General features: G+C 59.6%; 32 protein-coding genes and 1 tRNA gene. 21 read left to right on the top strand and 12 right to left on the bottom strand.

Going from position 1 to position 25,663, the window contains the following annotated elements:
- Window positions 1-16: 16 nt before the first annotated feature.
- Window positions 17-790 carry a PspA/IM30 family protein gene (locus tag DXY30_RS11305; protein WP_115095045.1) on the bottom strand — a complete coding sequence of 258 codons (774 nt, stop codon included), beginning with the start codon at window positions 788-790 and terminating at the stop codon, window positions 17-19.
- A gap of 64 nt (window positions 791-854) precedes the next feature.
- Between DXY30_RS11305 and DXY30_RS11300 the strand changes: the two genes are divergently transcribed.
- On the top strand, window positions 855-1,376 hold the full coding sequence (locus DXY30_RS11300) for a DUF721 domain-containing protein (protein WP_115095044.1): 522 nt from the start codon (window positions 855-857) through the stop codon (window positions 1,374-1,376).
- An 11-nt stretch (window positions 1,377-1,387) separates the two neighbouring features.
- Here DXY30_RS11300 and DXY30_RS11295 read toward each other — a convergent pair whose 3' ends face one another.
- The 3 genes from DXY30_RS11295 to DXY30_RS11285 are packed head-to-tail and all read right to left on the bottom strand — an operon-like array spanning window position 1,388 to window position 5,239.
- On the bottom strand, window positions 1,388-3,217 hold the full coding sequence (locus tag DXY30_RS11295) for a glycosyltransferase family 39 protein (RefSeq protein ID WP_115095043.1): 1,830 nt from the start codon (window positions 3,215-3,217) through the stop codon (window positions 1,388-1,390).
- Window positions 3,192-4,301 (bottom strand): glycosyltransferase, encoded by a 1,110-nt coding sequence (locus DXY30_RS11290; RefSeq protein WP_115095042.1) that lies wholly within the window; start codon window positions 4,299-4,301, stop codon window positions 3,192-3,194. The genes DXY30_RS11295 and DXY30_RS11290 overlap by 26 nt, the downstream gene beginning before the upstream one ends.
- On the bottom strand, window positions 4,298-5,239 hold the full coding sequence (locus DXY30_RS11285; RefSeq protein WP_115095041.1) for a DMT family transporter: 942 nt from the start codon (window positions 5,237-5,239) through the stop codon (window positions 4,298-4,300). The genes DXY30_RS11290 and DXY30_RS11285 overlap by 4 nt, the downstream gene beginning before the upstream one ends.
- Window positions 5,240-5,292: 53 nt before the next feature.
- On the opposite strand from DXY30_RS11285, the gene sppA reads away from it, so the two are divergent.
- The 14 genes from sppA to DXY30_RS11215 all read left to right on the top strand — a co-directional run bounded on the left by sppA (window position 5,293) and on the right by DXY30_RS11215 (window position 16,678).
- Window positions 5,293-6,105 carry a signal peptide peptidase SppA gene (sppA, locus tag DXY30_RS11280; RefSeq protein ID WP_115095188.1) on the top strand — a complete coding sequence of 271 codons (813 nt, stop codon included), beginning with the start codon at window positions 5,293-5,295 and terminating at the stop codon, window positions 6,103-6,105.
- Window positions 6,102-6,485 carry a chorismate mutase gene (aroH, locus tag DXY30_RS11275; protein ID WP_115095040.1) on the top strand — a complete coding sequence of 128 codons (384 nt, stop codon included), beginning with the start codon at window positions 6,102-6,104 and terminating at the stop codon, window positions 6,483-6,485. The genes sppA and aroH overlap by 4 nt, the downstream gene beginning before the upstream one ends.
- A gap of 75 nt (window positions 6,486-6,560) precedes the next feature.
- Window positions 6,561-7,136, top strand: coding sequence for a DUF2808 domain-containing protein (locus DXY30_RS11270; RefSeq protein ID WP_115095039.1), 576 nt, complete (start codon window positions 6,561-6,563; stop codon window positions 7,134-7,136).
- 46 nt (window positions 7,137-7,182) lie between these two features.
- Entirely contained in the window at window positions 7,183-7,320 is a 138-nt protein-coding gene (rpmH, locus tag DXY30_RS11265; protein WP_115024114.1) for a 50S ribosomal protein L34, read from the top strand.
- 61 nt (window positions 7,321-7,381) lie between these two features.
- Window positions 7,382-7,768: a ribonuclease P protein component gene (locus DXY30_RS11260; RefSeq protein ID WP_115095038.1), complete on the top strand. Its 387-nt coding sequence runs from the start codon at window positions 7,382-7,384 to the stop codon at window positions 7,766-7,768.
- A complete protein-coding gene (locus tag DXY30_RS11255) occupies window positions 7,765-8,172 on the top strand; it encodes a PH domain-containing protein (protein ID WP_115024118.1) in 408 nt (135 codons plus the stop codon). Before DXY30_RS11260 ends, DXY30_RS11255 begins: the two co-directional genes overlap by 4 nt.
- Before the next feature lie 56 nt (window positions 8,173-8,228).
- The gene (gene yidC / locus DXY30_RS11250; protein ID WP_115095037.1) at window positions 8,229-9,359 is read left to right on the top strand and encodes a membrane protein insertase YidC; all 1,131 of its coding nucleotides are present in this window, start codon (window positions 8,229-8,231) and stop codon (window positions 9,357-9,359) included.
- Window positions 9,356-9,892, top strand: coding sequence for a DUF177 domain-containing protein (locus tag DXY30_RS11245; RefSeq protein WP_115095036.1), 537 nt, complete (start codon window positions 9,356-9,358; stop codon window positions 9,890-9,892). The genes yidC and DXY30_RS11245 overlap by 4 nt, the downstream gene beginning before the upstream one ends.
- A complete protein-coding gene (locus DXY30_RS11240; protein ID WP_115095035.1) occupies window positions 9,889-11,379 on the top strand; it encodes an AAA family ATPase in 1,491 nt (496 codons plus the stop codon). Before DXY30_RS11245 ends, DXY30_RS11240 begins: the two co-directional genes overlap by 4 nt.
- Before the next feature lie 15 nt (window positions 11,380-11,394).
- A complete protein-coding gene (locus DXY30_RS11235; RefSeq protein WP_115024124.1) occupies window positions 11,395-11,619 on the top strand; it encodes a hypothetical protein in 225 nt (74 codons plus the stop codon).
- Between the two features lie 42 nt (window positions 11,620-11,661).
- Window positions 11,662-12,939, top strand: a complete 1,278-nt coding sequence (serS, locus tag DXY30_RS11230) for a serine--tRNA ligase (protein ID WP_115095034.1) — start codon at window positions 11,662-11,664, stop codon at window positions 12,937-12,939.
- Window positions 12,940-12,963: 24 nt separating this feature from the next.
- Complete coding sequence (locus DXY30_RS11225; protein ID WP_115095033.1) at window positions 12,964-14,046, top strand: RIP metalloprotease; 1,083 nt, start codon at window positions 12,964-12,966, stop codon at window positions 14,044-14,046.
- A 56-nt stretch (window positions 14,047-14,102) separates the two neighbouring features.
- Entirely contained in the window at window positions 14,103-14,405 is a 303-nt protein-coding gene (gene rpsN, locus DXY30_RS11220) for a 30S ribosomal protein S14 (RefSeq protein WP_115024129.1), read from the top strand.
- 107 nt (window positions 14,406-14,512) lie between these two features.
- Window positions 14,513-16,678, top strand: a complete 2,166-nt coding sequence (locus DXY30_RS11215; protein ID WP_115095032.1) for a polyribonucleotide nucleotidyltransferase — start codon at window positions 14,513-14,515, stop codon at window positions 16,676-16,678.
- Between the two features lie 7 nt (window positions 16,679-16,685).
- On the opposite strand, the gene DXY30_RS11210 is transcribed toward DXY30_RS11215, so the two are convergent.
- The gene (locus DXY30_RS11210; RefSeq protein ID WP_115095187.1) at window positions 16,686-17,603 is read right to left on the bottom strand and encodes a 3'(2'),5'-bisphosphate nucleotidase CysQ; all 918 of its coding nucleotides are present in this window, start codon (window positions 17,601-17,603) and stop codon (window positions 16,686-16,688) included.
- Window positions 17,604-17,629: 26 nt separating this feature from the next.
- Between DXY30_RS11210 and rsmI the strand changes: the two genes are divergently transcribed.
- Together rsmI and DXY30_RS11200 are read left to right on the top strand one after the other, a co-directional pair.
- Window positions 17,630-18,487, top strand: coding sequence for a 16S rRNA (cytidine(1402)-2'-O)-methyltransferase (gene rsmI / locus DXY30_RS11205; RefSeq protein ID WP_115095186.1), 858 nt, complete (start codon window positions 17,630-17,632; stop codon window positions 18,485-18,487).
- Between the two features lie 19 nt (window positions 18,488-18,506).
- The gene (locus DXY30_RS11200) at window positions 18,507-18,743 is read left to right on the top strand and encodes a hypothetical protein (protein WP_115095031.1); all 237 of its coding nucleotides are present in this window, start codon (window positions 18,507-18,509) and stop codon (window positions 18,741-18,743) included.
- Between the two features lie 19 nt (window positions 18,744-18,762).
- Here the strand turns inward: DXY30_RS11200 and DXY30_RS11195 are convergent, their stop codons facing one another.
- Window positions 18,763-19,509 (bottom strand): helix-turn-helix domain-containing protein, encoded by a 747-nt coding sequence (locus tag DXY30_RS11195; protein ID WP_115095030.1) that lies wholly within the window; start codon window positions 19,507-19,509, stop codon window positions 18,763-18,765.
- Window positions 19,510-19,597: 88 nt separating this feature from the next.
- Here DXY30_RS11195 and DXY30_RS11190 point away from each other — a divergent pair.
- Window positions 19,598-19,671 (top strand) — tRNA-Arg (locus tag DXY30_RS11190).
- A gap of 1,444 nt (window positions 19,672-21,115) precedes the next feature.
- Here DXY30_RS11190 and DXY30_RS11185 read toward each other — a convergent pair.
- The 6 genes from DXY30_RS11185 to DXY30_RS11160 all read right to left on the bottom strand — a co-directional run bounded on the left by DXY30_RS11185 (window position 21,116) and on the right by DXY30_RS11160 (window position 23,544).
- Window positions 21,116-21,340: a hypothetical protein gene (locus DXY30_RS11185; protein ID WP_115095029.1), complete on the bottom strand. Its 225-nt coding sequence runs from the start codon at window positions 21,338-21,340 to the stop codon at window positions 21,116-21,118.
- Window positions 21,341-21,441: 101 nt separating this feature from the next.
- The gene (locus tag DXY30_RS11180; protein ID WP_115095028.1) at window positions 21,442-21,690 is read right to left on the bottom strand and encodes a DUF1651 domain-containing protein; all 249 of its coding nucleotides are present in this window, start codon (window positions 21,688-21,690) and stop codon (window positions 21,442-21,444) included.
- A gap of 57 nt (window positions 21,691-21,747) precedes the next feature.
- Window positions 21,748-21,963, bottom strand: coding sequence for a hypothetical protein (locus DXY30_RS11175; RefSeq protein ID WP_244281384.1), 216 nt, complete (start codon window positions 21,961-21,963; stop codon window positions 21,748-21,750).
- 909 nt (window positions 21,964-22,872) lie between these two features.
- A complete protein-coding gene (locus tag DXY30_RS11170) occupies window positions 22,873-23,100 on the bottom strand; it encodes a hypothetical protein (protein WP_115095026.1) in 228 nt (75 codons plus the stop codon).
- Window positions 23,093-23,314, bottom strand: a complete 222-nt coding sequence (locus tag DXY30_RS11165) for a hypothetical protein (protein ID WP_115095025.1) — start codon at window positions 23,312-23,314, stop codon at window positions 23,093-23,095. Before DXY30_RS11165 ends, DXY30_RS11170 begins: the two co-directional genes overlap by 8 nt.
- Window positions 23,314-23,544 (bottom strand): hypothetical protein, encoded by a 231-nt coding sequence (locus tag DXY30_RS11160; RefSeq protein ID WP_137006859.1) that lies wholly within the window; start codon window positions 23,542-23,544, stop codon window positions 23,314-23,316. The genes DXY30_RS11165 and DXY30_RS11160 overlap by 1 nt, the downstream gene beginning before the upstream one ends.
- Before the next feature lie 435 nt (window positions 23,545-23,979).
- Between DXY30_RS11160 and DXY30_RS11155 the strand changes: the two genes are divergently transcribed.
- From DXY30_RS11155 to DXY30_RS11145, 3 genes are all read left to right on the top strand, one after another.
- Window positions 23,980-24,240: a hypothetical protein gene (locus tag DXY30_RS11155; protein WP_115095023.1), complete on the top strand. Its 261-nt coding sequence runs from the start codon at window positions 23,980-23,982 to the stop codon at window positions 24,238-24,240.
- Window positions 24,237-24,527, top strand: coding sequence for a hypothetical protein (locus DXY30_RS11150; RefSeq protein WP_137006857.1), 291 nt, complete (start codon window positions 24,237-24,239; stop codon window positions 24,525-24,527). The genes DXY30_RS11155 and DXY30_RS11150 overlap by 4 nt, the downstream gene beginning before the upstream one ends.
- A gap of 872 nt (window positions 24,528-25,399) precedes the next feature.
- Complete coding sequence (locus tag DXY30_RS11145; protein WP_244281383.1) at window positions 25,400-25,648, top strand: hypothetical protein; 249 nt, start codon at window positions 25,400-25,402, stop codon at window positions 25,646-25,648.
- Window positions 25,649-25,663: the final 15 nt, after the last annotated feature.

Raw genomic sequence — 25,663 nt, 5'->3', positions numbered from 1 at the left:
GACTTTCCCCGGATGGTTAGAGCTTGTCGATGGATCGCTTCAAATCTTCGAGCTCGGCATCCACTTCCTCCACCTGCACTGGCTTCACAGCCTCGGCCGCATCGGCCGCCGGCAGAGCGACCGCTTCAGGGCCTCCCTTCAGCTGAGCGCGCAACGCTTCGAGGTCCTCATCAACGCCACCACCGCTTTCCAGGGCTGCGAACTGGCTCTCAAGATCAGATCCAGCCAGCTCAGCCGCGGCCTGACCTGTGGCCTCCAGGGCCTCCACCTTTTCCTCCATCCGCTCGAAGGCAGCCATGGCTGAATCGGTGCCGATATTGCCGACGGCGCTCTGCAGCTGCTGCTGAGCCTTGGCGGCCTGCGCTCGAGCCTTGAGCATGTCTTTTTTGGTCTTGGCCTCGGCGATTTTTCCTTCGAGGGCGACCAGACTCTTCTTGAGGGATTCCACCTGCCCGTCTTGGGCCTGCACCTGGGATGTCAGTGACGTCGCCGTCTCCTGGAAGGTCTTACGACGGGTGAGTGCTTCACGAGCGAGGGATTCCTCTCCCTTTTTAAGAGCCAGCTCGGCACGCTCGTACCAGGTCTTCGATTGGGCAGCGGCCTGTTCAGCCTGGTTGGTCAAACGCTTTTGACTTGCAATCGCGAGAGCAACGGCCTGTCGCAACTTGACCAGATCCGCCTGCATGTCGGAGACGGACTGGTCGAGGATCTTGGCCGGGTCCTCCATACCGCTGACAGCAGCGTTGGCATTGGCGCGAACCAGCCTGCTCAGCCGATCAAAGAAACCCATTACTTGGCCTCAGACGCGCTGAGATTAGCGAGGTTCTCGAAATGGTTCTGCCTAGGATTAAGCCATGGCGGTTGCACCTGATTCCCAACGGCGGCGTCTGCCAGGCCTGGAACTGCTCCAATCAGCGCCCCCGCCGCCTGCAGAACCTTTGAAAACCTGTCTGGGCGCGCTTCAGAGGGAGTGGCGCAAAGACGATCATCTGGCCGCACTGTGGCAGGACTGGCCCCGGGTAGCAGGTGCCCAACTGGCTCCGCACTGCCGTCCCTTATCACTCCAACGTGGAGTGCTGACTGTTGGAGCCAGCCATCCCCAATGGCGCCAGGCTCTCCTCTACAACCGGCCCCAACTGATCAGCGCCCTGCATCAGGCCGGCCATGCGGTGCGTGATCTGCGGATCCAACAACACCATTCACCTCAAGCCCCAGTTCTGGAGAGCGAAGCCAGCATTTGGGCCCAGCATCCAAGTCGCACCGATGTCCATGGGATGGGGGTCTGCCCCGACTGCGGCAGACCGGCACCCAACGGCGAAATGAAGCTCTGGGGGCACTGCGGGTTCTGCCACCGTCAGACGTTGTCTGAGTCATAGAGCTCTACAGCTCAGAAACGCTCAGGACGCGGCTCCCGCCAGTCGGCATCGACGCCGTCGGCCTTCAGGGTTTGTGCCCGTTGCTCAAGGCGACTGCGGTCCAGACGCCACACGTCGTAAATCCCAATGCGTCCCAGCCGCTCAGGCTGCAGGTCGCTCCAGTGATCACGTGTTGCCGTCCCGCGATCGATCAGCACGAGCACGGTGCTAGAGGCCCCCTGGCTATCGAGGGGGTATCCCCGCCAGCCCCGCCGCTGTTCATGGGCCAGGCGATCCGCAATGTTGACCAGGGCACCATCGGACTGCCCCTCATACAAGATCACCTGTCCTGTGTAGAAGTGCAGCGAAGGCTTCATGGCTCCAACCATGGCCATTGGTTCTCCGCTGCGCTGTTGCGACAGCATTAATGCAGCAGCATCGCGGACCGGACGCTGACGCAGACGGTCTGCAAGTTCGGCAATCGGCACCAGAGCCGTGAGGTGAAAGCCCAGGAGGCAGGCCTGCATGGCCAGCAACGCCTGACCAGCGGAGCGTCGCTGCAGCAGAAGCAACGCTCCAAGAGTGGCTGCTGCACTGAACCAGATGGCGGCATGTCCCAAAAGACCACTGGCCAACAGATCCACCGACAACGTCGGCATCTCTGGATCGTCGATCAGCGGAACCCAGAGCGATCCCAGCCAAAAGCCACCAGCCAGGACGGCGATCAGAGCCAGGCTGGTGCCCCAGGCCAGCCGTTGCCAACGCGATGAGCCCAGCGTGGCCTGGGCCACTAGAAGGGCCGCCGCAGGGGTGGCGGGCAACCAATAACTCGGCAATTTTGTGGCTGCTGTGGTGAACAGCAGCAGAACCGCCAACAGCCAACAGGCAGCAAATTGCTGCAATGAATGCTCCGGTGCAATCCGCGATCGAGGCACCCGCGCCAGCCCCAACAACAGGTATGGCGTGAAGGGCAGCGCAGCCACGAGCATTACCGGGCCGAAAAACCACCAAGGCTGGAGGTGATCATTCACCACGGACGTGAACCGTTGAAGATTGTGGTAGCCGAAAAAGCTGTCCCAGAAAGGCTGTCCTTCCACCAGCAGCTCTAGGACGTACCAGGGAAGACTGATCAGGGCCGTCAGCAACAACCCAGGCAACGGTCGCAGTCTCCGCCAGGGTTGAACGAGATCCCGTCGCAACGCACCGAACATCAACAGAGCGATCCCAGAAAGCACAACAGCAACCGGCCCCTTGGCCAGAACCGCGAAACCGAGGATCACCCAAGCCGGCCACCACGCCACCTCTTCAGGGGCGGCAAAACGACGCCACTGCAGCAACAGGCTGAGACCCAGCAGGCCACACAACAGGGCATCACTCACCGCGGTGCGGCTCCAGACGAGCACCAGGGGCGAGAAGGCAAATGCCAGCGATGCAATCAGAGCTGTACAGCGGGGACGCGCATCACCGGGGAACGGCCAGCGCAGCAAGGTATCAGCGATGCCAAGCATCAGCCCGACCGTGGCCAAGGCGGAAGGAAGTCGTGCCGCCCAACTGCCCAGGGGATCCCAAACTTCACGTCCGGGCAGGGAGTAGCCGAACCCCATCAGCCAGTACACCAGGGGGGGTTTATCGAAACGAGGCAAGCCGTTGACCCGAGGCGTCAGCCAGTCGCCGGTGTCGGCCATGGCCCGCCCCGCTGCTGCGAACAATGGCGGTGTTTCATCCACGACGCCGGTGGATCCCAGCCGCCAGAGCGTGATCACGAGTCCCAGGGCCAGAACAAGCGCCAGAACCTGGCGTCGCTGTCGTCCTGAAACATTGACCGACAAGGAACTCTCAGCGCCTAGAAGTGATGCTGACATCCGCCATCAGTCCTGTTCGAATCCAGGCTTCAACACGCTGGCTAAAGACCTCACAGGAGGCATGGGCCTCAGCCCAGCTGCGGCAGGCGGAGCGCTCAATTCTGCCGACATGTCGCAAGGCCTCCGTAAGAGCATCGACATCGTCGGGAGGAACCAGCCAGCCCGTGCGGCCTGAACAGACCAGCTCTCCGGGTCCGCCGCGGTCATAGGCGACAACCGGAACACCACAGGCCAGGGCCTCCACCACAACATTGCCGTAGGCCTCATTCCATTTCGGTGTGTTGACCAGAGCGCGGCAGCGCCCCAACTCGTGCTGAAGCTCTGTGGTCGATCGAAAACCGCGCCAATCGATCGTGCCTTCAGGAACACTCGACTGCACCTGCCGGGCGTAGACCTCATCCTCTCGCAACCCCCAAACAAGAAGCTGTTCTCCCAGGGCAGCGGCCGCAGCAGCCGCATCCTCCAGCCCCTTTTCCGGAGCGATGCGCCCAGCCCAGCCAAGGGGGCCATTCGTCTGCGTCTGAAAGGTGTAGTTGGCCAAGTCAAATCCGTTGCCCACAACATTGGCGGGACCCGGCAGGTGGAAATCAGCCGCCTGGCGTTGCGTATGGAAAGCGAGGCGGTGCGGGTCCCAGGCCGCGACGGCTTCGATCACATCGCGCATCACCGCAGCCACATCCCCCATACTGATGAGATGAAAGAGCTTGGCGCTGACCCGTTGCGTCAGCCATATCGGCAGCCAGTCGTAGCCACCGTTAATCACGGCATCGGCTGATTGACCTGCATCGAGGGCGGTCTCCCAGAGAGCAGGCAAAAGACCGTTGCGGGGAATCTCGACCGGTGCAAGCTCTGCGACGTGCTGCCAGCTCGGCTGATTCACACCCTCCACCTCCAGCAACTCAACACCGCTGCAATCGTCGGGAAGTGTTGAGCCTTTGGCGGCCACAACGGTAAGCCTGTGACCACGCCGTACCAGCCCCTGAACCAGCGATCGCAGGGTGAGCTCCACACCACCTCCCTCGCCACTGCCGAGGGCCCCGATTGGCGTGTTGACAACGACAAGGTGGAGCTGAGCAGCCGTCATGAAGAGGCGTCCGTGATCGACAGCGGCTCCCAGATTCTTCGCCTTTGACTCACGAAGATCACCGACACCAGCACCATCACAACACCAATCCACTGGAGCAGATCAAGGCGCTCGCCCAGCAACCAACCTCCGGTGGCCAGCGCGAAAACCGGTGTCAGGAATCCCAGGCTGCTGAAACTGGTGAGATCGCGTTGATTGGCGAACCAGAAGAACAGCCCATAGGCCAAAGCGCTTCCGAGAAGGCTCGCGTAGCCCATACGCGTCCAGTCTGTTGCCGTCCAGGCCAGACCAGCATCAGTTCGCTGCAGGGCATGGACCAAAAGCAGAGGAAGTCCCCCCAGCAACATGTGCCATGCCGTCACGGTGACCGGATCGCTGTGGCGTGAGGCAAAGCGAATCAATACCGTTCCAGCGGCCATGGCGACGGCCGCCAGCAACATCCAGCCCTCGCCGGGCTGAAACAGCTGCTGCACCAATGGCGGGTCAGCCAGCAGCCACCAGTGACCCAGCAGCTCAGCGGGCAAACCGATGCAGACGATGCCTGCCAGACCAATGGCCAGCCCCATCCAGCCGATGGGATTGATCGACTCCGTGAACAGAACGCGAGCCATCAAGGCCACCAGCAGAGGCTGGCAATCAATCAAGACAGAACCGAGACCCGCACCAGTCCCCTCCAACCCCCGCGCCAAAAGCCCTTGAAACAAGGTGGCATCCACCAAGGTGAACAGGACGAACCAAACTAGGTCGCGCGAATCGATCGTCAGGCCACGGCCGGTGCACTGCCCCCAGAGCAGAAGGGCCAAACCTGCTGGAACCAGTCGTAAGCCAGCGACAAGCCATAGGCCAGCGCTATCGAGCAAAGGAGCCATGGCAGTCATGGCGGTTCCCCAGAGCGCGAAGGGCAGCACCATCAGAAACCAGAGTCGCAGTGACGGCATGAATGGGCGCTTGGGTGCTCTTTTTAAGATCTGGAGTGATGCAGATGCGCAACATGTTCTGGCCCTGGCGGCGCAAATCCCGACGACGAATGGCTCGCATCGTTGTTGACGGCCCCATTACGGGTGCCACCCGGCAGCGGGTGTTGAAAGCTCTGCGGGAGGTGAAGCAGAGGGAATTTCCAGCCTTGCTGCTGCGAATTGACAGCCCAGGCGGCACGGTTGGAGACAGCCAGGAAATTCATGCGGCCCTCCTGCGGCTCAGAGAACAGGGCTGTCGCGTGGTGGCCAGCTTTGGCAACATCTCCGCCTCCGGTGGTGTCTACATCGGCGTCGCAGCGGAGAAGATCGTTGCCAATCCAGGCACGATCACCGGTTCGATCGGTGTAATCCTGCGGGGGAACGACCTCTCCAAGGTGTTCGAACGGATTGGAATTCGCTTCGACACAGTGAAAAGTGGTCCGTTCAAGGACATCCTTTCCCCTGATCGCCCGCTCAGCGATGCGGAACGCACTCTGCTTCAGGAACTCATCGACAGCAGTTATGGCCAATTTGTGGGCGTTGTGGCGAAGGGGCGAAACCTTGAGGTGGAGACGGTGAAGCGCTTCGCCGATGGACGGGTGTTCAGCGGTGAACAGGCGCAGGCCCTGGGATTGGTTGATGAACTCGGGGACGAAGACCATGCCCGGCGCCTCGCGGCGCAGCTGGCAGATCTCGACGAGGACGACATCCGTCCCGTCACCCTGGGCAAACAACGCCGAAAACTCAGCGGTCTGCTGCCGGGATCCCAGCTCCTGCATCAACTTCAGCAGCGCCTGTCGATCGAGTTGATGGGAAGCGGTCAGGTGCTATGGCTTTACCGTCCATGACCAGCTCTCAACTTGTTCTGAGAGGCCTGCGTGGGGCCACCACCTGCACGGAGAACAGCACGGACGCCATCCAAGCGGCTGTGAGCGCGTTGATGGACGCCCTGGTGGATCGCAATGGGCTAACCCCAGACCAGTTGGTGTCAGTGACCTTCTCGGTTACGGCCGACCTGGACGCCTGCTTCCCAGCCGCCATCGCCCGGCGTCGCCCTGGCTGGGACACGGTGGCCTTGCTGGACTGCCAACAAATGGCCGTCCAAGGAGATCTCCCTCGCTGCATCCGTGTCCTGGCCCACGCCTGGATCCCTCAGGACCAGACACCCATGCACCCCTATCAAGGCGACGCACAGCGGCTGCGACCAGATAGATCTGGTCACAACTGACAGATCACCCTCCGGCCCCTGAAATCGCCGCCCAGCGATTGGACTCAGGAGAATCCCTTTAACGAGACTTTCCCTATGGCCCGTTCCACTACAAGACGATTGCTCGCTGGAGCCGGCACAGCAGCGACTCTGCTGATTGGCTCAACACTGGCCGGCATTTCAGAGCAGACCGCGCACGCCCAGGGCACTCCGGGACTGATGGAATTCCGCTGGGACACGGACCGCGACTACCGCAAGCTGTACTACTACCAGACCTCCAACATCGAAAGCGACCGCTCTGAATGGTTTCTGACCTTGCGTGAAAAGGACCGCAAGACAGCGATCCTCAAACTCACCGTCACCGTGCCGGACTACTTCGACGCCAAGCTGAAACCCCACCGCATGCGCCTGTGCCGTACCACCGTTGGCGGCATGATGAGCCGGAGCAAGTGCCTCGAAGAGATCCCAGCTGTCATCCAGGTCAACGAAGACCAGACAGCGATTGAAGTCTTCCCCGATACACCGCTGCCTTCAGACGGCGACTACTCGCTTTCCATCAAGTTGTTCAATCCCCAGGGGAAGCGCATGTATCAGTTCAACGCCCTGGTGCAGGCTCCCGGAGATGTGCCGATGTCTGGCTACCGCGGCAGCTGGCTGATTGATGTGGACTGACTGATAAAATCCCAGATTCAGATCGGCCGGTAGCCAGGAGACGTCCATGACTAAGCGCACCCTCGGAGGAACAAGCCGCAAGAGGAAGCGCGTCTCGGGTTTCCGTGTACGCATGCGCTCCCACACCGGCCGTCGCGTGATCCGTACACGTCGCAAACGCGGCCGCGCTCGTCTCGCAGCCTGATCGTTGGGGATGAATCCAGAGGGTTCATCCCTTCTTCGAGCCCACCGAGCAGGATTGGTTGATGGTCCTTCCCGCATCCATGCGATTGCGCGGGCATCGATGCTTCAACCGCTTGCATCGATCCTCAAAACGCCAACACGGAACCTTGATGGTTCTGCGCGTTGCCGCAGGAGACTCGAATCTGCTTCGTCGAGAGATGCGGGGCATCCAGGATCAATCCTGCCGCTGCGCTCTGGTGATCAGCAGCAAGGTGAGCAAGCGCGCCGTCAAGCGAAACCGTCTCAGGCGACTTCTGCACACGCACCTGCGTCGACGTTTCGAACGACGTAGCGATCTGGCAGGGCGCTGGCTTTTGATCAGCCTTCGTCCAGAAGCCGCGGAAGCCGAACCCACACAGTTGCTCGAAGAATGCGACAGTCTTCTGAGAAGCGCCGGACTGGATCCATGACCAGCATTCAGGAAGATGTCCACTACGACGGTGGACCAGCCCGCGGAGACCTGATCTTCAACATTCTGCTCGGCTTCACGCTGATTGGTCTTCCCTTCACCATCGGCGCCGTTGTGCGTGCCCTGTGGCTGCGCTTCCGCATCACCAGTCGCAGGATCTCGGTGACGGGCGGCTGGATGGGAAAAGACAAAACCCAAGTGGTTTATTCCCAGATCACCGAGGTCCGCACCGTTCCCAGAGGCTTTGGCGCCTGGGGAGACATGGTGTTGGTTCTACAGGATGGCGCCAGGCTCGAAATGCGCTCGATGCCTCGTTTCCGGGAGGTGGAGGCCTACATCCTCGAGCGAATCAGCAGCCGGGCTGCAAATGCCCAGCAGAAATCGACTGAAGGTTTCGCCGCCTGAGTGCAGCTGTTCATGCACACTGGCCTCACAAAGTCCCGCCCCCCCGTTTCTTCAACGTGATCGGATACATCTCCGACAACCTGCTGATTCCAATCCTGGACTTCTTCTACGGATTGGTGCCCAGCTATGGCTTGGCCATCGTCGCCCTCACTCTCGTCATTCGGATCGCGCTCTATCCCCTGAGCGCAGGATCGATTCGCAGCGCCCGGCGCATGCGTATCGCTCAGCCAGTGATTCAGAAACGCCAGGCTGAAATCAAGAGCCGGTTTGCCAACAACCCTCAGAAGCAGCAAGAGGAACTGGGCAATGTGATGAAGGAATTCGGCAGCCCCCTGGCGGGATGTCTGCCGCTGTTGGTGCAGATGCCGATCCTGTTCGCTTTGTTTGCAACGCTGCGGGGTTCGCCGTTCGCGGACGTTCCGTACACCTTGAACATGAAGGTGATGCCGGCGGACCAGATCGCTGCGGTTGAACCCAAGCCGTTCAACAGCGCCAGCCATTCGATCTTCATTGGCGAAACCGACCACGTGCCGGTAATTGCCAGCCTGCCCCGGGGCACAAAGATCGGCGTTGGCGACAGTGCCACGGTGAACCTTCACACGAAGGATGGTCGAGCCTTCAGTGACGTTCTCACCGACGTTGAAAACTCTGGACGCTTCGCCCCGAGGTGGGAAGTGACCAAGGGTGATGACATCGTGAGCGTCAGCGATGACGGCACGATCAAGGCAATCGCCGCCGGCGATGCCACCGTTGAAGCGAAGATTCCAGGACTGGCAGCCCGCAGCGGCTTCCTGTTCATCAAAGCCCTGGGCCAGGTCGGCTTCTATGCCGATGGTGCGATCAATTGGGATATCGCCATTCTTGTTGCCGGCTTCGGCATCACCTTGTTCATCTCCCAACTGCTGTCGGGCATGGGGATGCCTGCCAACCCCCAGCAGTCCACAGCAAACAAAATCACCCCGGTGATGATTACGGGGATGTTTTTGTTCTTCCCCCTCCCCGCCGGAGTTCTGCTCTACATGCTGATCGCCAATGTGTTCCAGGGCCTGCAAACTTTCATCCTCAGCAGAGAGGCACTGCCCGACAATCTCCAGAAAATCCTGGACCAGCAAATGGCTCAGAAAACGGTGACGGTTTCGGCCACTTCGGGCGGTTCACGGCTGCCGTTTGAACCAAAGGGCAAGTGATCGAGGCACTGGAGCCTGTTCCCCTCCAGGAACTCCGGGCCTTGGGCACACCGAAGGTCTGGGAGGTTGAGGGAGAGCTCGATCAGCTCCCCTCTCTCACTCCAGTGCGAGGCCATGTCTCAGCAGAGCACCGCGGCAACGTCTTGGCGGTTCAGGGGAAACTCAGCACGATCGTGACCCTCTGTTGCGATCGCTGTCTGAACCAGTTCAATCAAAACCTCAGCTGCACCCCCTCTGAATTGATCTGGCTGGGCGCAGCCCCACCAACGGCCGACCAGCTAGAGCATTCTGGAGAGGTCGCCGAGATGGAAGGTCTGGTGGATGTTCTCGATCCACGCGGCGACTTCGATCCCCAGCAATGGGCGTTCGAGCAGCTCAATCTGATGCTGCCCGTCGTGAATCACTGCGGTGATCACTGTCCAGGACCACCTGGCCTAAACCTGAAGCCAGTGCTCTCAGACTCCACATCGAAGGAGGTTGATCCCCGCTGGCAGGCCCTTCAACAGCTCCAACAGCAGATGGAGCAGCAATGAGCAGTGCAGCCTGGGGACACCAGATCGACCTTCTGGTACGTGCACGCACGCCATTGATCTGGGTCCGCAGCAACGAGGAAGCACGGGTTGAGAACCTGCTGGGAGAAGCCGCTCAGCGACTTGCACGCCAGCTGGTCTGCTGGAATTTCATCGATGGCATCAGCGGGCCAGTGAATGCCGACGGCCAGGGAAGTCGTCAACCGATGGCCATGCTGCAGTGGCTCCAGCAACGGGATGCGGGCAGTCCGACCCTGCTGCTCGCCAAGGATTTTCATCGCTTTTGCGATGATCCCGGCGTCGCCCGGATGCTGCGCAATCTCGAAGGATCGCTACGCACTACACCACACACTCTGGTGCTGTGCTGTGGGCAATGGACACCCCCAGGCGATCTCGAAGAAAGCCTCACCCTTCTGGATCTCCCCCTTCCCGACAACGACGACCTGCGCCGACTGATCAGCAGCATCAGCACCAGCAGCGGCAGTCCCCTCCCAGCTCATGTGTTGGATGAACTGGCGCAGGCCTGCAGTGGGCTCAGTGAGATGCGGGTTCGCCAGGTCGCTGCCCGCTCCCTGGCCCGCCGCGGCCAGCTGGGGCCGGACGATCTTCAAGACGTGCTCGAGGAAAAACGCCAGACCATCGCCCGCAGTGAGGTGCTGGAGTTCTGCCGCAGCGACGCGGGCACGGAAGCCATTGGTGGCCTCGAGGGTCTCAAAACCTGGCTGCAACAACGGCACAGGGCATTCTCGGAAGATGCACGGCGCTTCGGACTGCCTCTCCCCCGTGGGGTGCTGCTTGTTGGTCCCCAGGGAACAGGGAAGTCACTCACCGCCAAGGCGATCGCCTGCAGTTGGTCCATGCCCCTGCTTCGTCTGGATGTAGGACGTCTGTTCGCAGGTCTGGTGGGGGCCAGCGAGGCACGCACCCGCGAAATGATCCAACGCGCTGAAGCGATGGCGCCCTGCGTGCTCTGGATCGATGAAATCGACAAGGGCTTCGGGGGAGATGGCCGCAGCGATGGCGGCACAACCCAGCGGGTTCTGGCCAACGTGCTCACCTGGATGGCGGAGAAACAGTCACCGGTGTTCGTCGTCGCCACGGCCAACGGCGTCGAGAAACTTCCACCAGAGCTGCTGCGCAAGGGGCGTTTCGATGAGATTTTTATGCTTGATCTGCCCAGCAGCGCTGAACGCAACAGCATCCTTCAGCTGCATCTGGAACAGAGACGACCTGGGCTCAAGCTTCCCCTGGCGACCGTGGTGAGCCGCAGTGAAGGGTTCTCTGGAGCCGAACTGGAGCAAACCGTGATCGAGGCGATGCACCTGGCCTTTGCCGATAACCGTGAATTGACGGAACCGGATCTGATTGGTGCCGCCTCCCAGCTGATCCCCCTCTCACGAACAGCCAGCGAACAGCTGGAGAAGCTGAAACAGTGGGCGGCCGGCGGCCGCGCCCGCCCCGCCTCTGTTGCTGCAGGTAACGAAGCCTGACGCGGCGTAACGAACTTGGCGCTTGATCAAGGCGACAGCCAGCGCTCTCCCTACGGTCCAACCAATTGCCTGACCCCCGTGGAGCGCCACAACGACATCGCCACCCAGCTGTGTGTGGCCTGCCTGGGCGCTGGTGTTATCACCACCATGGCCGTTGCCCAGGGTCAGAGCCCCCTTACCGCCCTTGGTATCACCCTGTTTTCAGGCATCGCAGCGGTGATGGTTGGCCAGGTGCTCTGAAACGGCCTGCCATAGGCTGCCGGCGCTGACCCCCCTGAAACCGTGCTCGATCAGCGCCTTGTGCGTGACAACCCCGAAACGATCGCCCAGCAACTGGGGCGACGAGGTAAGGCGGTTGATCTCACCAAACTGCAGCTGATCGCTCAGCAGCAGCGTGATCTGGAGCAACAACGCAGCAGCCTTCAGGCGGAAGGCAACCAGATCGGCAAAGAGGTCGGCCAACGGATCAAGGCAGGTGCTGATCCCAAAGGCGAGGACGTCGCCGAACTGCGCCAAAAGGGCAATGCCATCAAGCAGAAGGTGGCGGTTCTTGAGGACGAGGAAAAGCAGCTGTCGAGTGAGCTCAAGCAACAGCTGCTTGGTTTCCCCAACCTGCCGGCCGAAGCCTGCCCTGACGGGCGCAGTGAGGAGGACAACATTGAGGTGCGCCGCTGGGGCAGCCCACGCGTTGAAGACAACCTGGAAGAGCACTGGCAGATCGCTGAACGCCTGCAGCTGCTCGATACCGAACGATCCGTCCGCATCGCTCAGAGCCGGTTCGTCACCTTGCTGGGCCAGGGAGCACGCCTGGAGCGTGGCCTGATCAACTTCATGCTCGACCTCCATGGGAGCAAGGGGTACCGGGAAGTGCTGCCCCCGGTGCTTGTGAACAGCGCCAGCCTTACCGGATCGGGACAGCTGCCCAAGTTCGCTGAGGAGAGCTTCCGTTGCGCGGATGACGACCTCTGGCTGACACCGACCGCCGAGGTGCCGGTGACCTCCCTCCACCGGGACGAAATCATCCCGGCGGATCAACTGCCGCTGCGCTACGTCGCCTACAGCCCCTGTTTCCGCCGTGAGGCCGGCAGTTACGGCCGCGACACCCGAGGCCTGATTCGCCTGCACCAGTTCAACAAGGTGGAGCTGTACTGGTTTGCACATCCGGATCACTCCGAGGACGCCCACCAACAGATCACCGCTGATGCAGAAGCTGTGCTGCAAGCCCTGGAGCTCCCCTATCGAGTCTTAGACCTGTGCACCGCCGACCTTGGCTTCTCAGCGCGCCGGACCTACGACCTCGAGGTCTGGCTGCCTGGGGCGGGTGCCTACCGGGAAATCTCGAGTTGCAGCGTCTGTGGCGATTTCCAGGCGCGACGTTCCTCCATCCGCACCAAAGAAGGCAAGGCAACGAAACTGGTCCACACCCTGAACGGCAGCGGTCTGGCCATCGGCAGAACCATGGCGGCCCTGCTGGAGAACGGCCAACAGACAGACGGCAGCGTTCTACTGCCCAAAGCCCTAGTGCCTTACGTCGGCCGCGAGCGACTCCAGCCAGAATGATCCGATCAGAATCCTGACGGGGATATGAACGTATTGGCGGCCCTCCTGGTCCTTGCTCTGCTGATCGTGGTGCATGAAGCAGGACATTTCCTTGCAGCCACGCTCCAGGGCATCCGCGTCAGCGGCTTCTCGATCGGCTTCGGGCCTGCACTGCTCAAGAGGCAGCGGCGCGGTGTGACCTATGCCCTGCGGCTGTTTCCCCTGGGTGGCTTCGTCGCCTTCCCTGACGACGACGAGGACAGCACGATCCAGGCGGATGATCCGGATCTGCTGCGCAACCGGCCGATCCCCCAGCAAGCCCTGGTGGTTGCAGCGGGAGTGATGGCCAATCTGGCATTGGCTCTGGTGGTGCTGTTGGGTCAGGCAGCTTTTGTCGGTGTCCCTGCCGCGCCGGAACCGGGGGTCCTGGTGGTTCAGGTGCAACCCGGTGGGGCCGCCGCCCGCTCCGGCCTCCGTGCCGGCGACCAGATCCTCAGTCTGAACACCAAACCCCTCACTGCAGGGCAACGCGGCGTCGAGGCAATGGTGCGGGATGTGAAAGCAGCACCGCAACAATCCATCCGTGTGGAGCGAAAACGGGGGGACGAGACGACCACCGTTCAACTGATCCCCGACGATCAGCAGGGCATGGGGAAAATCGGGGCCCAACTGCAGGCCAATATCAGCGGAGCGATGCGCCCAGTGCATCATCCCGGGGAACTCCTTCTCACCACCGGCTCGCAGTTCACCCAACTGCTGCAGCAAACCGTGCGTGGCTACGCCGGTCTGTTCACCAACTTCAGAGCCACAGCAGGCCAGGTGAGTGGTCCGGTGAAGATCGTTGAAATGGGGGCTCAGCTCAGTCAGCAGGGGGGATCGGGGTTGGTGCTCTTCTCAGCACTCATTTCGATCAATCTGGCGGTGCTCAATTCGCTCCCTCTGCCACTGCTCGATGGCTGGCAGATGATGATGCTTGCGATCCAATCCGTTCGCGGTCGTCCTGTTTCGGAACGGATTCAAATGGCCTTTGCACAATCTGGTTTTCTTCTTCTGGTGGGTCTCACCCTTGTGCTGATCGTGCGTGACACCAGTCAGCTGCCCGTGGTTCAGCAATTGATAGGTCGCTGAGGCAGAGAGGGCGCCCGTGTATCGTTGACGATTCAATCGCTCGCTGCCCCCGCTGCATGGCCAAGAAGTCGATGATCGCTCGCGATGTGAAGCGCAAGAAAATGGTTGAGCGCTATGCGGCGAAGCGCGCAGCACTGATGGCAGCGTTTAATGCAGCCGAAGATCCGATGGATCGTTTGGAGATCCACCGCAAGATTCAGGCTCTCCCCCGCAACAGTGCACGCATCCGTGTTCGCAACCGCTGCTGGGCTACTGGCAAGCCCCGCGGTGTTTACAGGGATTTCGGCCTTTGCCGTAACCAGCTTCGTGAGCGCGCCCATAAAGGAGAACTGCCCGGCGTGGTCAAGTCCAGCTGGTGATCCATTTCTCGCCATGGCGTTGTCACGGGGAGGTTTGACCTCCCCTTTCTTGTGAAGAGCAGCCATGAAATGTCAGACTTGGGATTGACAAAAGGACATAAGACGTCGTGCAAGGACAAACCCAGTCGATCTCCTTTGACGGACGTGAGATTCGACTGACCACCGGGCGCTTTGCCCCTCAGGCGGGAGGATCCGTCTTGGTGGAGTGTGGCGACACCGCCGTGCTTGTCACAGCAACCCGTTCCGGGGGCCGTGAGGGCATTGATTTCCTGCCACTGATCTGCGACTACGAAGAGCGCCTCTATGCGGCTGGACGCATTCCCGGCAGCTACATGCGTCGTGAAAGCCGCCCACCAGAACGGGCCACCCTCACGGCTCGGCTGATTGACCGCCCCATGCGGCCCTTGTTCCCCAGCTGGATGCGTGATGACCTGCAGGTGGTGGCCACTTGCTTGTCTCTCGATGAAAGGGTCCCCGCCGATGTTCTGGCGGTAACGGGCGCTTCCATTGCCACACTTCTGGCAGGCATCCCTTTCAACGGCCCAATGGCGGCGGTGCGCGTGGGTCTGCTGGGGGACGATTTCGTCCTCAATCCGAGTTACCGGGAGATTGAACGGGGTGATCTGGACCTCGTGGTCGCCGGAACCCCTGACGGCGTGGTGATGGTCGAGGCCGGTGCCAACCAACTGCCGGAACAGGACGTGATCGAAGCGATTGATTTCGGCTACGAAGCGATCTGCGAACTCATCAAGGCTCAGGAGCAACTCCTCAAGGATCTGGGCATCACCCAGGTGAAGCCGGAGACCCCCGAACAGGACAGCACAGTTCCCGCCTATCTGGCAAAGCAGTGCACGAAAGCCATCAGCGCTGTCCTCAGCAAATTTGATCAGAGCAAGGAGGAACGGGATACAGCCCTTGAGAAAGTGAAGAGCGAGGTTTCAGAAGCCATCGCAGCCCTCAAGGACGACCATGCCGTCCGCCAGGCTCTGGCCAGCAGCTCGAAGTTGCTCGGCAACAGCTTCAAGGCGCTGACCAAGACCTTGATGCGTCAACAGATCCTCAAGGACGGCAAGCGCGTCGATGGACGCGGCCTCGACGAAGTGCGTCAGATCAGTGCCATGGCCGGAGTCCTGCCGCGCCGAGTGCACGGCTCAGGTCTGTTCCAGCGCGGACTGACCCAGGTGCTGTCCACCGCAACGCTGGGCACTCCCAGCGATGCCCAGGAGATGGACGACCTCCATCCCAACACCGAGAAGCTGTATCTGCACCATTACAACTTCCCTCCCTACTCCGTCGGTGAGACCCGGCCGATGCGCTCACCCGGTCGTCGTGAAATTGGCCACGGAGCTTTGGCCGAGCGGGCCATTCTTCCGGTTCTACCTGAGAAGGACACCTTCCCCTATGTGGTGCGAGTGGTGAGCGAAGTGCTCAGCTCCAATGGCTCCACCTCCATGGGTTCTGTTTGCGGCAGCACCCTGTCCCTGATGGACGCTGGTGTGCCTTTGAAGGCCCCTGTGAGTGGCGCTGCCATGGGTCTGATCAAGGAGGGCGATGAGGTGCGGATCCTCACCGACATCCAGGGAATCGAGGATTTCCTCGGCGACATGGACTTCAAGGTGGCCGGAAGCGAAAAGGGCATCACAGCCCTGCAGATGGACATGAAGATCACCGGCCTGCCAGTGAAGACGGTGGCCGAAGCCGTCAACCAGGCACGCCCGGCGCGACTCCACATCCTCGAGAAGATGCTCGAGGCGATCGACACTCCGCGGGACAACCTCTCTCCTCACGCCCCACGCCTGCTCAGCTTCAGGATTGATCCTGAGCTGATCGGCACCGTGATCGGTCCCGGCGGACGCACCATCAAGGGCATCACCGAACGCACGAACACCAAAATCGACATCGAGGACGGCGGCATCGTGACCATAGCGTCCCACGATGGTGCTGCAGCTGAGGAAGCCCAGAAGATCATCGAAGGCCTGACGCGCAAGGTCAACGAAGGCGAAGTGTTCTCCAGGTCGATCACCCGCATCATCCCCATTGGTGCCTTTGTGGAGATCCTTCCTGGCAAGGAAGGCATGATTCACATCTCCCAGCTGTCCGAAGCGCGGGTGGAAAAGGTCGAGGATGTCGTGAAGGTGGGCGACGAAGTCACCGTGCGGGTACGAGAAATCGACAACCGCGGACGCATCAACCTCACCCTGCGCGGTGTGCCCCAGGCCGGAGAAACCTCCGAGGTGGAGCCTCAGCCCACCCCGGTAGCACCGCTCAGCTGATCAGGTCTCAGACCTGAAAGCCGGGATCAATCTCGTCCATGGCCCGCGTCGCACGCTCTCCGAGCTCGGCGTGGGCTTTTCCATGGCTGGCGATCAGGCAGCCGGCCTGCCGAACATCGCCGGTGTTGTAAGTGAGGTCGGCCTGATCCGCATGGGTGAAGCGACCACCGGCCGCCAGCAGCACCGCTTCCGGAGCCGCCATGTCCCAATCCTTGGGAGCGCTCTTACCGGATAGGGAGACGTAAAGGTCGGTCTCGCCCCTGAGGATCGTGGCCACCTTGTAGCCAACGCTGCCCACTGCTTTGGAACCGCCGAGATTGAGGGCATCAATCAGCTTCACCAGACGGTCGTCGCGGTGGCTGCGGCTGGCCACCAGGATCAGATCCGAAACCGCGGTTCTGTCGCTGAAGCGAACCGGCGACCGCTCACCCTGGCGGTCTTCACACCATGCTCCTTCGCCGACGATACCGATCCAGAGTTCGTCGGCTTCCGGCAGCAGCACAACCCCAAGAACGGGGCGCCGCCCCCGCACCAGAGCCAGATGAACGGCGTATTCGCCTGTGCCCTGCAGGAAATCCTTGGTGCCGTCCAGGGGGTCGAGGATCCAGAGCCACTCTGCAGGCAGTGGTTGGCCTTCAGTGAGCTGCTCTTTAGCAGTCTCCTCACTCAATAGCGTCCAGTCAGCATCCGCAAAGGAACTGGACAGACCATCCAGCAACCACTTGTTCACGGCCAGGTCAGCCGCAGAAACCGGCCCCTCTCCGCCGTCATCAACACTCAAAGCTTTGGGAAAACCGTGAGGGGGCTGCTCACCGCGGGCATAGGCCCGCAAGATGTCGGCTGCTCCCCAGCTGAGGCGACGAAGTTCCGTCAGCAGAGCCTCCTGGTTGACGCCGGAGGGGAGAACGGCAGAGCTGGGCATCATGATCAATGCAGGCGCTCGCCATTGTGATGCAGCGGGATGAACCAAGCGGCGGCAGCCTCTATCTGGTGGGCACCCCCATTGGTCATCTGGGGGATCTATCCCCGCGAGCCCGCGATCTGCTCAGGAACGTCGATGTGATCGCCTGTGAGGACACGCGGCACAGCGGACAGCTGCTGAGCAACCTTGGCGCCAGCGCCCGCAAGGTGTCCTTTCATCAGCACAACACCCGCACACGCTTGCCCCAACTTCTGGATGTTCTAGCTGAAGGGCAAAGCCTCGCCTTGATCAGTGATGCAGGCCTGCCTGGCATCAGCGACCCCGGTGAAGAACTGGTGGCCGCTGCGCACCAGGCCGGCCATCCGGTGATCTGTATTCCAGGCCCCTGCGCAGCCACCACTGCTCTTGTAAGCAGTGGATTGCCAAGCGGACGCTTTTGCTTTGAAGGATTTCTGCCTGCCAAGGGGAAGGAGCGACGGGCCCGCCTCGAAGCCATCAGCAACGAAAGCCGAACCACCGTGCTGTACGAAGCACCACACCGACTGATCACGCTGCTCGAGGAACTTCAGCAACACTGCGGAGGGAGCCGTGCCCTTCAGGTGGCACGAGAACTGACCAAACGCCACGAAGAGCAGGTAGGGCCGACGGTGGAACAAGCCCTGCAGCACTTTCAGCATCATCCTCCCCAGGGGGAATGCACTGTTGTACTGGGGGGGGCACAACCGGCAGAGCCGGAGGAACCCGACGACAGTGACCTGCTCAAGCAACTACAGGCGTTGCAGGATGCCGGCGCAACCGCCAGTGACGCGGCACGGCAACTGGCCCAGGCCACAGGCCTGTCAAGACGACGGCTGTATTCCCTCCTGCACCAGGGCACGTCAAACTGAGCCTGTCGACGGTTGTGCTGTGTTGATTCGCCTGCGTCTTCTGCTGATCAGCCTGGGGAGTGGTCTGCTGCTGCTGCTGCTGCTCTGCCTTGGAGCGCAGAACCTTCAGGATCGCCAAGCGCTGCAGCTTGGGGGTCAGCGCTCCGTTCCTCTTCCCACCGGTTTTCTCGTGGGGATAGCCCTGGTGATTGGCGTGATCAGTGGCGGAACAAGCACCGCTGTCTTGCTTCCCGATCAACGCGATCGATTCGATTAGTGGTGTTCAGCTGGATCGCTCAGGCGTCAAGCGCGATCAGCGTTCCATCCAACACCAGCCGTGTGATGCCTCGGGCAAGCAGATAGCTACTGGTGCGCTGAAAGACAGCGGTATCGGGGACCTTGATCACCCGTTGGCTCCGACCGCACTGGCGTTTGGCCTCTCGAGGACTCGCAAACAGACAAAGCCCCTGGCGTGTCTGCTCGGCGTCATCCAAGAAGCCCAACTCTGGAAACTCCTTGAGGGGCCGGGCATCCAGCTCAACCACCTTGTCGACGAGCATGTAGGCGCTGTCAGGAAGCAAATCGACACTGAACGGTTGCGCCTGATTCAGCGGTCGATCACTGAGGTCGCCAACACCGACGAGGGGCACGAGCTCTGTGAAGGTCTCAGTGATGCCGATGTCGTCATCTTCGTTGAGCTCTTCTTCAGCGTCCTCGCCGAAATCATCAGCATCATCCAGGGCCAGACTGCTTTCATCACCTGTGAGGGAGTCATCCTCGAGCTCCTTCTGTGGGGATGCAACAGCAGGGGGCTCAGGTTCAGCCTGAATGACGGGGAATACCTGGGAAGAGGCCGTCGATCCCTTGAGGCGATTGGCTTTCAGCGCGGCATAAGCATCAGCTGGCAGCAGTGACTTCACCGTACGGCTGACGGTATTGGGGCTGCAGCCGAAGGCCTCAGCCAAAGCAGCTGTTGACTCGCCGGCCTTGTAGCGACCGACCAGATCCTGCTTTTCGCTGTTGCTGAGACGACGCGGCGCCATTGATGCCGACCAACAGCTCATCACCTTAGGAGGCACAAGGCATGGAAATCCAGCCCGCCTGAAGCAGCCTGCCAAAATGAGATCGCTTGCTCCCTTAGCTCAGCTGGATAGAGCAACTGCCTTCTAAGCAGTCGGTCGATGGTTCGAATCCATCAGGGGGCGTCAGGAAAAAACCAAACCACAGCAGGGGGCCGGTTCCTAAATCCGTGATCCTGAGGGAATCTCCTGCAGGGGAGGGCACCTCTTTCGGGCGGGTGCCCTGCTCAACCCTAATGGGGGAGAAAGCCCGCCGAATTAATCCCTCGGCTGGGGGAGTTGATTCCCAGCTGAAACGGAGATGGTGTGTTCACGGGTCGAGAGTCCCAGACATCACATGAATCAAATGAACCTCAAATTTGAAAAACTTCTGACTGCTGGTATTACTGCAGCACTTGGTGCAGCATTTATTGCTGCTAATCCTGGCATTGCATCAAGTCAAAACTGCAGGTCGGACGGTATTGGTGGTTATCAATGTTCCGGAGGCATGCGCATCAAAGATGATGGATTGGGCGGCTACAGGATTCGAAGTAACGACACGAGTACGCGCTGTAGAGCCAGGAGTGATGGGTTGGGTGGTGTCCGGACAACTTGCTATTGATCAGGGTTAATCGTTAGGAAGCCTGATGCCTGGTCTCAAAGGCTGAAAGCGATACGAGACCAGCCAGGGAAAAGCAAGGGGCGCTGATGCTGTCGCTATCCATCTCCCGACAAAACCTTATCCACCATCAAGATAGTCATGATCTCCATTGCCGTTATTGCAGCAGTGATTGGGACCACAGAACTGCTCTTCGAACTTCTAGATAACTACGAACGAAAACACTATGACAGGAACCACCGCAAAAGCCCATCTCTATGACCGACTGATGGAACCCCTCAGGGGCTGCAGAAGGCTAAACGTCTACAGACACAGCCTGATGAAGCGGGTGATGTCAATGCCCGATTTAGAGGCTCGAGAACGGCTGGACCACCTGGAACAGCTCCGACAGCCACACCATTGATAACCGCCCCTTCAGCGAGGCGGGGCCATGGTTCTCCACTAAACACTTGACTCATAATGGCTAAAAATAATGACATCCATCCAGCACTAATAATTTCCTGCTTTGTAATGCTCGGAATCACTATTAGCACTGCAGCGGCAATGGAAAAGTTCCCTTTCTCAACAAGCCTAGAAACTACAGAGCTCGAAGCAGAAGATTTAGTCTACCGAGGCTCATCATCAGGTTCACTACGTCCTGGAATTGAGGTTAAGTAGGAAACAGCGATTATCGCCATCCATCTTCCGACAAAACCTCATACCCTCCACCCCGCCAGAAAAGGCGGGGTTTATTTATATCCGGGGAGTCAGGGCTCAACCTCAGCACCCCATGCAGGGTCAGTGGCCAGGGAGAAGGAGGCAGCCGTAAGCCTCCCCTCCGCTGCGGCAAGAAAGACCCCTGGTGGTGTCAGTCCCAGGGGCTGAGCTCCTCTCGCCGACCTCAAGTTGATGCACTTGTGTGACCAGGCTGTGATCAGCGCTCCTGACGTTGATGACCAGGTGCAACTCAAGGGCTTATCCCACCCGGAGGAATCAGCTCCGACCAACGGTTCTCGCGAGAGCTTGCTCCATGCGCAAGTACAAGGGCAGCAGCTTTGAGGGGATCTGCTTAAGGAACTCCTTTTCGGCTTTGACCGTTGCCAATGCGTGGACCTGATGTCCCTTCTGATCCGTGTAGGTGAAGACCTCTAGCCCTTCAGGGGAAACCTCCGCACCAACCTTGTTCCCGTCCCTTAGAAGAAAACGCGCCACTTTCATTTAAAGCTCGGGGGGATTGTCAGATGTTTTTTGCCTGGCTGAAGCACTGTCGGGATACCGAGACTTGACCAGGGCAATACGTTCACAGCAGGTCTGAACCATCACGGCTCAACCTCAGCACCACAGGCAGGGTTAGTGGCTGACCAGCCCAACCGCAAAAGCTCTTTCCAGCGTTGCTCTGCAGCATCGCGGCGCAGGTATTCCCGCCGCTTAAGCAGGGCGGGCTGGCCGTTAGGCATCTCCCGGCCGTGATCGACGAACACCCGTGGATCGCGGATCCAAGCCTTCTCGTCACGGTGAAATCGGCAGATCAAGAACCCATCCCGGTCGATGAGCAAGCCATCCTGCATGGCAACCCATACAAGTACTTACGCACTAGCCAGGTAGTTTTTGATCTGGCAACGGGGCTAGTGGTCCCAGCGACGCCTTAGTTGCGGGATCACCAGAAAATCCATCACCGCAAAGCTGATGAGGCAGGGCAAAAACCCCTTCTCCACGACACCGCATACCAGCCGCCGTGGATCCAACACGCAGACCACCAACTGAGCAAGCCAGAAGATCGCCACCTTTACGGCAAAGGAAGTCAGGGCGAAACGCCTTTCCGCTGTACTGAGACGAAACACAGCCAGCAGTCAGCACGCCGGTCCCACAATCGACCGATTCGCCCCAGAAGGCAATGAGCACGACAGCTGATTGCCGGGTGATCCACGGCTGCCGAGAGTGTGTGCATCGAGATCGGAGGAGCCCATGACCGCCGACACTCCACCTGAGCAAATCGCAGAAGCAGCCTGACTTTTCTGGCCCCTGCTCCAACTTTTCAACCCAACCGTGAGCGCCTCGTCTTTGACGACACTGATGTGCGTCTGATCAGTCGACACTCCTCTGCATCGTTCGTCTAAGTGCCCCGTAGGAGTCACGCTTCACACCTGGTCCAAATGGCCCCAGGGTTGCCTTAAGCCAGATGCTTCGACCTACCTCTTTCAGTCCCATTGCCAAGGAGATCCCCAAAGGCAACACGTACTGACTAGGTCGACTGCAATGCATAAACGAGCCAGTTAGGCCGTCTCTCCATCGGGAGGGGCGGCCTTTCTCTTTGGGGCGGATTTAGGCATTAAGCCTTAGCCATCGGCCAGAGAAAAATCAGCTGACTCACACGACAGATCGAGGCTGAATGAAAGGACTCCACGCGAAGGTCGCCTACTTCAGCGGCGCCGTCGCAATTGCAGTCCATGTCATGACTTTCGTTTCTAAAGCAACGGCTTAAGAGCTTTACTTCAGCCAGGCGCGATCGTTAAGCCAACCAAGGTTTTATTACGAGTAGAACATCCTGTCTCGAGCTACTGAACCAAGACCCGCCTTGCCGCCTACTTATTGGGTTAGCGGGATAAAGAACATGAGAGCCACCAAACTCACCACAGCTCCACATGGCTTCGAGTACTACAGGGTCTGCGACCAAGAAGGCGTCTGCCGCGTCGTCAGAGGAATGTGGGCTGCACAGCACCTCGTTGAGAGCACTCCCGGATTGAGTGCGACTAAAACACGGCTTTACCCAGCTGAGTGGAGTTAGTGCCCTCATCCGCCAGGGACTGCTCCAGCCGATCAACGTCCTTCTCCAGGTCTTCGACCCGCTGCTGCAATTGTTGCTCACGGGCGTGCTCGGCCTCATCCATCTGCTGACGGCCGCCGTTCATCATCTCGGTGCAGGTCAGAGCCCGGGGCCTGCTCGGCTTCGCTTGGGCGGGTTCTGCGGGGTTAGTCATCAGACCCTTTACCAGCGGTCAAGCGTCCAGCGACGAAGCCAACCCCGCCAGCGATGACAGCAGCCTGCATCTGCCACATCAGACGTCGATGGCGCCATGCCGTCCTGTTGAGCCATATCCCAGTCCCTATCGCAAGGATCAGCAGGACGATCAGGCCAGCCTGCCCAAGGCTTGTCTTGGCTTTCGAAACAGCTGGCTTGCTCGGTTCAGCCATCAGCTCGCCACTGGGAAGCTCGCCACCAGCAGATCATCCAACTGAACTTTGAGCACGAACTGGTGGATTCCGATCACGGTCAGCCCCCGGCGCACCCCCTCAGCAGCATCCCGGCCGATGGCATCGCGATCGAGCAGGGACAGCTCCGGGTTGCTCAGGTGGCCGAAATGCACTTCCAACTCATCCATGACCGCATCCATCGCGTCGATCATTGGCTCAGTTGAAAGCATGGGCGCCCCGCTGCAGGCTTCCAGTTTTGGCATGGAAGGCCCCCTACGCAATGGATAGACCGACTTCTTTCCAGGCAGTGCCTCACACCGAACATCCCAGCCAGACGCGGCCAAGGCAGCTGCTCTCACTGGATTTAGAGCTGCTTGCTCAACCGTCGCCAATCCAGCTCTAGATCTGGCTCTAACAACCCAACCAGCACCACTTAAAACTCAGTCATTGCGATGGATTTGGGCGAAGCAATCCAACGCCTTCTAAGCAGTCGGTCGATGGTTCGAATCCATCAGGGGGCGTCAGTTAAACCAAGAGATCTCGGGCTTTCCGGGGTCCGTTTTTTCATGCGCTCAGGCATTTGCACTCACCTTGCACTGAGTGATCGGGGGTCAACGACGGGCGACTTCAAGGCTGCTGGGTGTCCGTTGGTGAGGGCGTGAAAGATGAACCAACGGGAGGCCAATGGATTGGCATTGGTCAGGACGATGTTGCAGGCCGCGGGGCGTGATCTGGAGACGCCGTGGCTGCTGTGGACGAAGGCCTGTGAGGGGTTAATGGCGACCTGGCCGACATTGCCCCGTCATCCGCGAGATGTGGAACGCATTGCTGACGATTGCGAGAACAACTCATTGGATGCGGTGAGGTATGGGGTGCAGTGGTGGCGAGCCAAGTGGAAGGTGGGCAAGGGCCCGAGGGTGTGGTGAAAATTGTGGCCTGGCCTGAAATCTCTGCTCACGATGAGAGCAGTCAGCCATTCGGAATAGACCACATGAAAGCCCCTATCGAAGATTTCAAGCGCGGCTATTGGAAGTCCTCCCTGCTCGTTTTTGAAGTGATCTTGATGGCAATGCCCATAAGCGTTGTCAGGGCCGAGCAAAAAGGGTGGCAAGAAGTCAGAGATGACTTCTTAGAGGGAGACCCAGAACTTCTGCAACTTCACTGTGATCGGGGTGACGAGGCCAATAAAAAAATCAATATCAGCATTCAATGATGAATGGGTAAAAAACATCCAAATACTGCGATTCGAAGCAGGTGTCGCAACACGTCGACCTGATAGTTCAAATCTTTTTTTCAGCGGATTATCAATGGCTATGAAATCTCGTTGCCTTGGTGTGTGGTGATTTAGCTGCAGAAGGGCGACACGGTGCGATTAGCGCAGATCAGGCGCAGGCTGAATTTGGGCTGGCGTCATGTGATGACGACAGGTCTGGATTGGAGATTGACGGAGTGGTGATGTCGCTATCTATCTCCCTATAAAACCTCACACACACTCCACCCCGTCAGCAATGGCGGGGTTTATTTATTCCGGGGAGTTAGGGCTCAACCTCTGCACCCCATGCAAGGTCATTAGCTGACCAGCCCAACCGCAAAAGCTCTTTCCGGCGTTGCTCAGCAGCATCGCGGCGCAGGAGACAAGCCCCTTCCTTCTGCCACATCAGTGCTCAAAGCTTGCGCCGCTTCTTCAGGTGCTGCTCCTGCCTATTGGTCTCAGCCATAGAGCCCACAACGTCTACGGCTGTTCACCAAAACACTGAAAGAGCTTCGGGAGCAGTGCGCGCTGGAGGAGCTGGAGGCGTAACCCTGTTGTCTGTCCGGAGGGGTGCAAACAGCAGCATATTTCCGCCAAGCAGCCCCGCAGTGACGACGATTGCGGCAAGAACTTCCAAAGATTCGCTCGGTTTGTTTTGCATGGCTCGTCCATGCAATCTGTCGAGCTGAACCTCAGGTGGTTGTCAGTTTTTCAACAACCCAGCAACTCATTGATCAGCTTCCTGGCTTCATCCCGCTTCTGGAGCCCAGCAAATCTCCTTCTGCCAAGTGGGTGCCCAGAGCTTGCACCGCTTCTTGAGGTGTTGGCGGTGAATGCCTTCCCTCAACTGGTTGATTGATGAGGGCCGTCGCTATATACCGATTAACTGCTTTCAAATACTGATGAGCTGGCGTCTGAATGGTCTTGCTCCGTGGAAACCGGTCCGCGCTGTCGTCTTCGCAGATAAGAAGGTCTTCTTCTGGATCAAGGGAAAGCTCGGTCTCTCTGAGTACCAGATGGCTGCATTGGTCTGGCTGAAAGGTCTGGTAATCGGCGTGCTGTTGGGGGCCTGGTTGTTCTGACCAAACCGCGAAGAA

It is taken from the genome of Synechococcus sp. UW106 (genome assembly GCF_900474015.1).
Classification (GTDB): Bacteria; Cyanobacteriota; Cyanobacteriia; order PCC-6307; family Cyanobiaceae; genus Parasynechococcus.
This window is presented reverse-complemented; position numbering and strand designations above follow the sequence as displayed.

Bases quoted from the DNA above. Each gene is read 5' to 3' on its own strand.
- rsmI (WP_115095186.1), top strand. From the start codon at position 17,630: ATGCAGCGGGATGAACCAAGCGGCGGCAGCCTCTATCTGGTGGGCACC.
- DXY30_RS11195 (WP_115095030.1), bottom strand. From the start codon at position 19,509: ATGGCGCCGCGTCGTCTCAGCAACAGCGAAAAGCAGGATCTGGTCGGT.
- DXY30_RS11255 (WP_115024118.1), top strand. From the start codon at position 7,765: ATGACCAGCATTCAGGAAGATGTCCACTACGACGGTGGACCAGCCCGC.
- DXY30_RS11165 (WP_115095025.1), bottom strand. From the start codon at position 23,314: ATGGCTGAACCGAGCAAGCCAGCTGTTTCGAAAGCCAAGACAAGCCTT.
- rpsN (WP_115024129.1), top strand. From the start codon at position 14,103: ATGGCCAAGAAGTCGATGATCGCTCGCGATGTGAAGCGCAAGAAAATG.
- DXY30_RS11185 (WP_115095029.1), bottom strand. From the start codon at position 21,340: ATGAAAGTGGCGCGTTTTCTTCTAAGGGACGGGAACAAGGTTGGTGCG.
- DXY30_RS11285 (WP_115095041.1), bottom strand. From the start codon at position 5,239: ATGCCGTCACTGCGACTCTGGTTTCTGATGGTGCTGCCCTTCGCGCTC.
- DXY30_RS11270 (WP_115095039.1), top strand. From the start codon at position 6,561: ATGGCCCGTTCCACTACAAGACGATTGCTCGCTGGAGCCGGCACAGCA.
- DXY30_RS11305 (WP_115095045.1), bottom strand. From the start codon at position 790: ATGGGTTTCTTTGATCGGCTGAGCAGGCTGGTTCGCGCCAATGCCAAC.
- aroH (WP_115095040.1), top strand. From the start codon at position 6,102: ATGACCAGCTCTCAACTTGTTCTGAGAGGCCTGCGTGGGGCCACCACC.
- DXY30_RS11295 (WP_115095043.1), bottom strand. From the start codon at position 3,217: ATGTCAGCATCACTTCTAGGCGCTGAGAGTTCCTTGTCGGTCAATGTT.
- DXY30_RS11155 (WP_115095023.1), top strand. From the start codon at position 23,980: ATGAACCAACGGGAGGCCAATGGATTGGCATTGGTCAGGACGATGTTG.
- DXY30_RS11170 (WP_115095026.1), bottom strand. From the start codon at position 23,100: ATGACTAACCCCGCAGAACCCGCCCAAGCGAAGCCGAGCAGGCCCCGG.
- DXY30_RS11300 (WP_115095044.1), top strand. From the start codon at position 855: ATGGCGGTTGCACCTGATTCCCAACGGCGGCGTCTGCCAGGCCTGGAA.
- rpmH (WP_115024114.1), top strand. From the start codon at position 7,183: ATGACTAAGCGCACCCTCGGAGGAACAAGCCGCAAGAGGAAGCGCGTC.
- DXY30_RS11145 (WP_244281383.1), top strand. From the start codon at position 25,400: ATGCCTTCCCTCAACTGGTTGATTGATGAGGGCCGTCGCTATATACCG.
- DXY30_RS11210 (WP_115095187.1), bottom strand. From the start codon at position 17,603: ATGATGCCCAGCTCTGCCGTTCTCCCCTCCGGCGTCAACCAGGAGGCT.
- DXY30_RS11260 (WP_115095038.1), top strand. From the start codon at position 7,382: ATGGTCCTTCCCGCATCCATGCGATTGCGCGGGCATCGATGCTTCAAC.
- sppA (WP_115095188.1), top strand. From the start codon at position 5,293: ATGTTCTGGCCCTGGCGGCGCAAATCCCGACGACGAATGGCTCGCATC.
- DXY30_RS11290 (WP_115095042.1), bottom strand. From the start codon at position 4,301: ATGACGGCTGCTCAGCTCCACCTTGTCGTTGTCAACACGCCAATCGGG.
- DXY30_RS11180 (WP_115095028.1), bottom strand. From the start codon at position 21,690: ATGCAGGATGGCTTGCTCATCGACCGGGATGGGTTCTTGATCTGCCGA.
- DXY30_RS11160 (WP_137006859.1), bottom strand. From the start codon at position 23,544: ATGCTTTCAACTGAGCCAATGATCGACGCGATGGATGCGGTCATGGAT.
- DXY30_RS11225 (WP_115095033.1), top strand. From the start codon at position 12,964: ATGAACGTATTGGCGGCCCTCCTGGTCCTTGCTCTGCTGATCGTGGTG.
- DXY30_RS11240 (WP_115095035.1), top strand. From the start codon at position 9,889: ATGAGCAGTGCAGCCTGGGGACACCAGATCGACCTTCTGGTACGTGCA.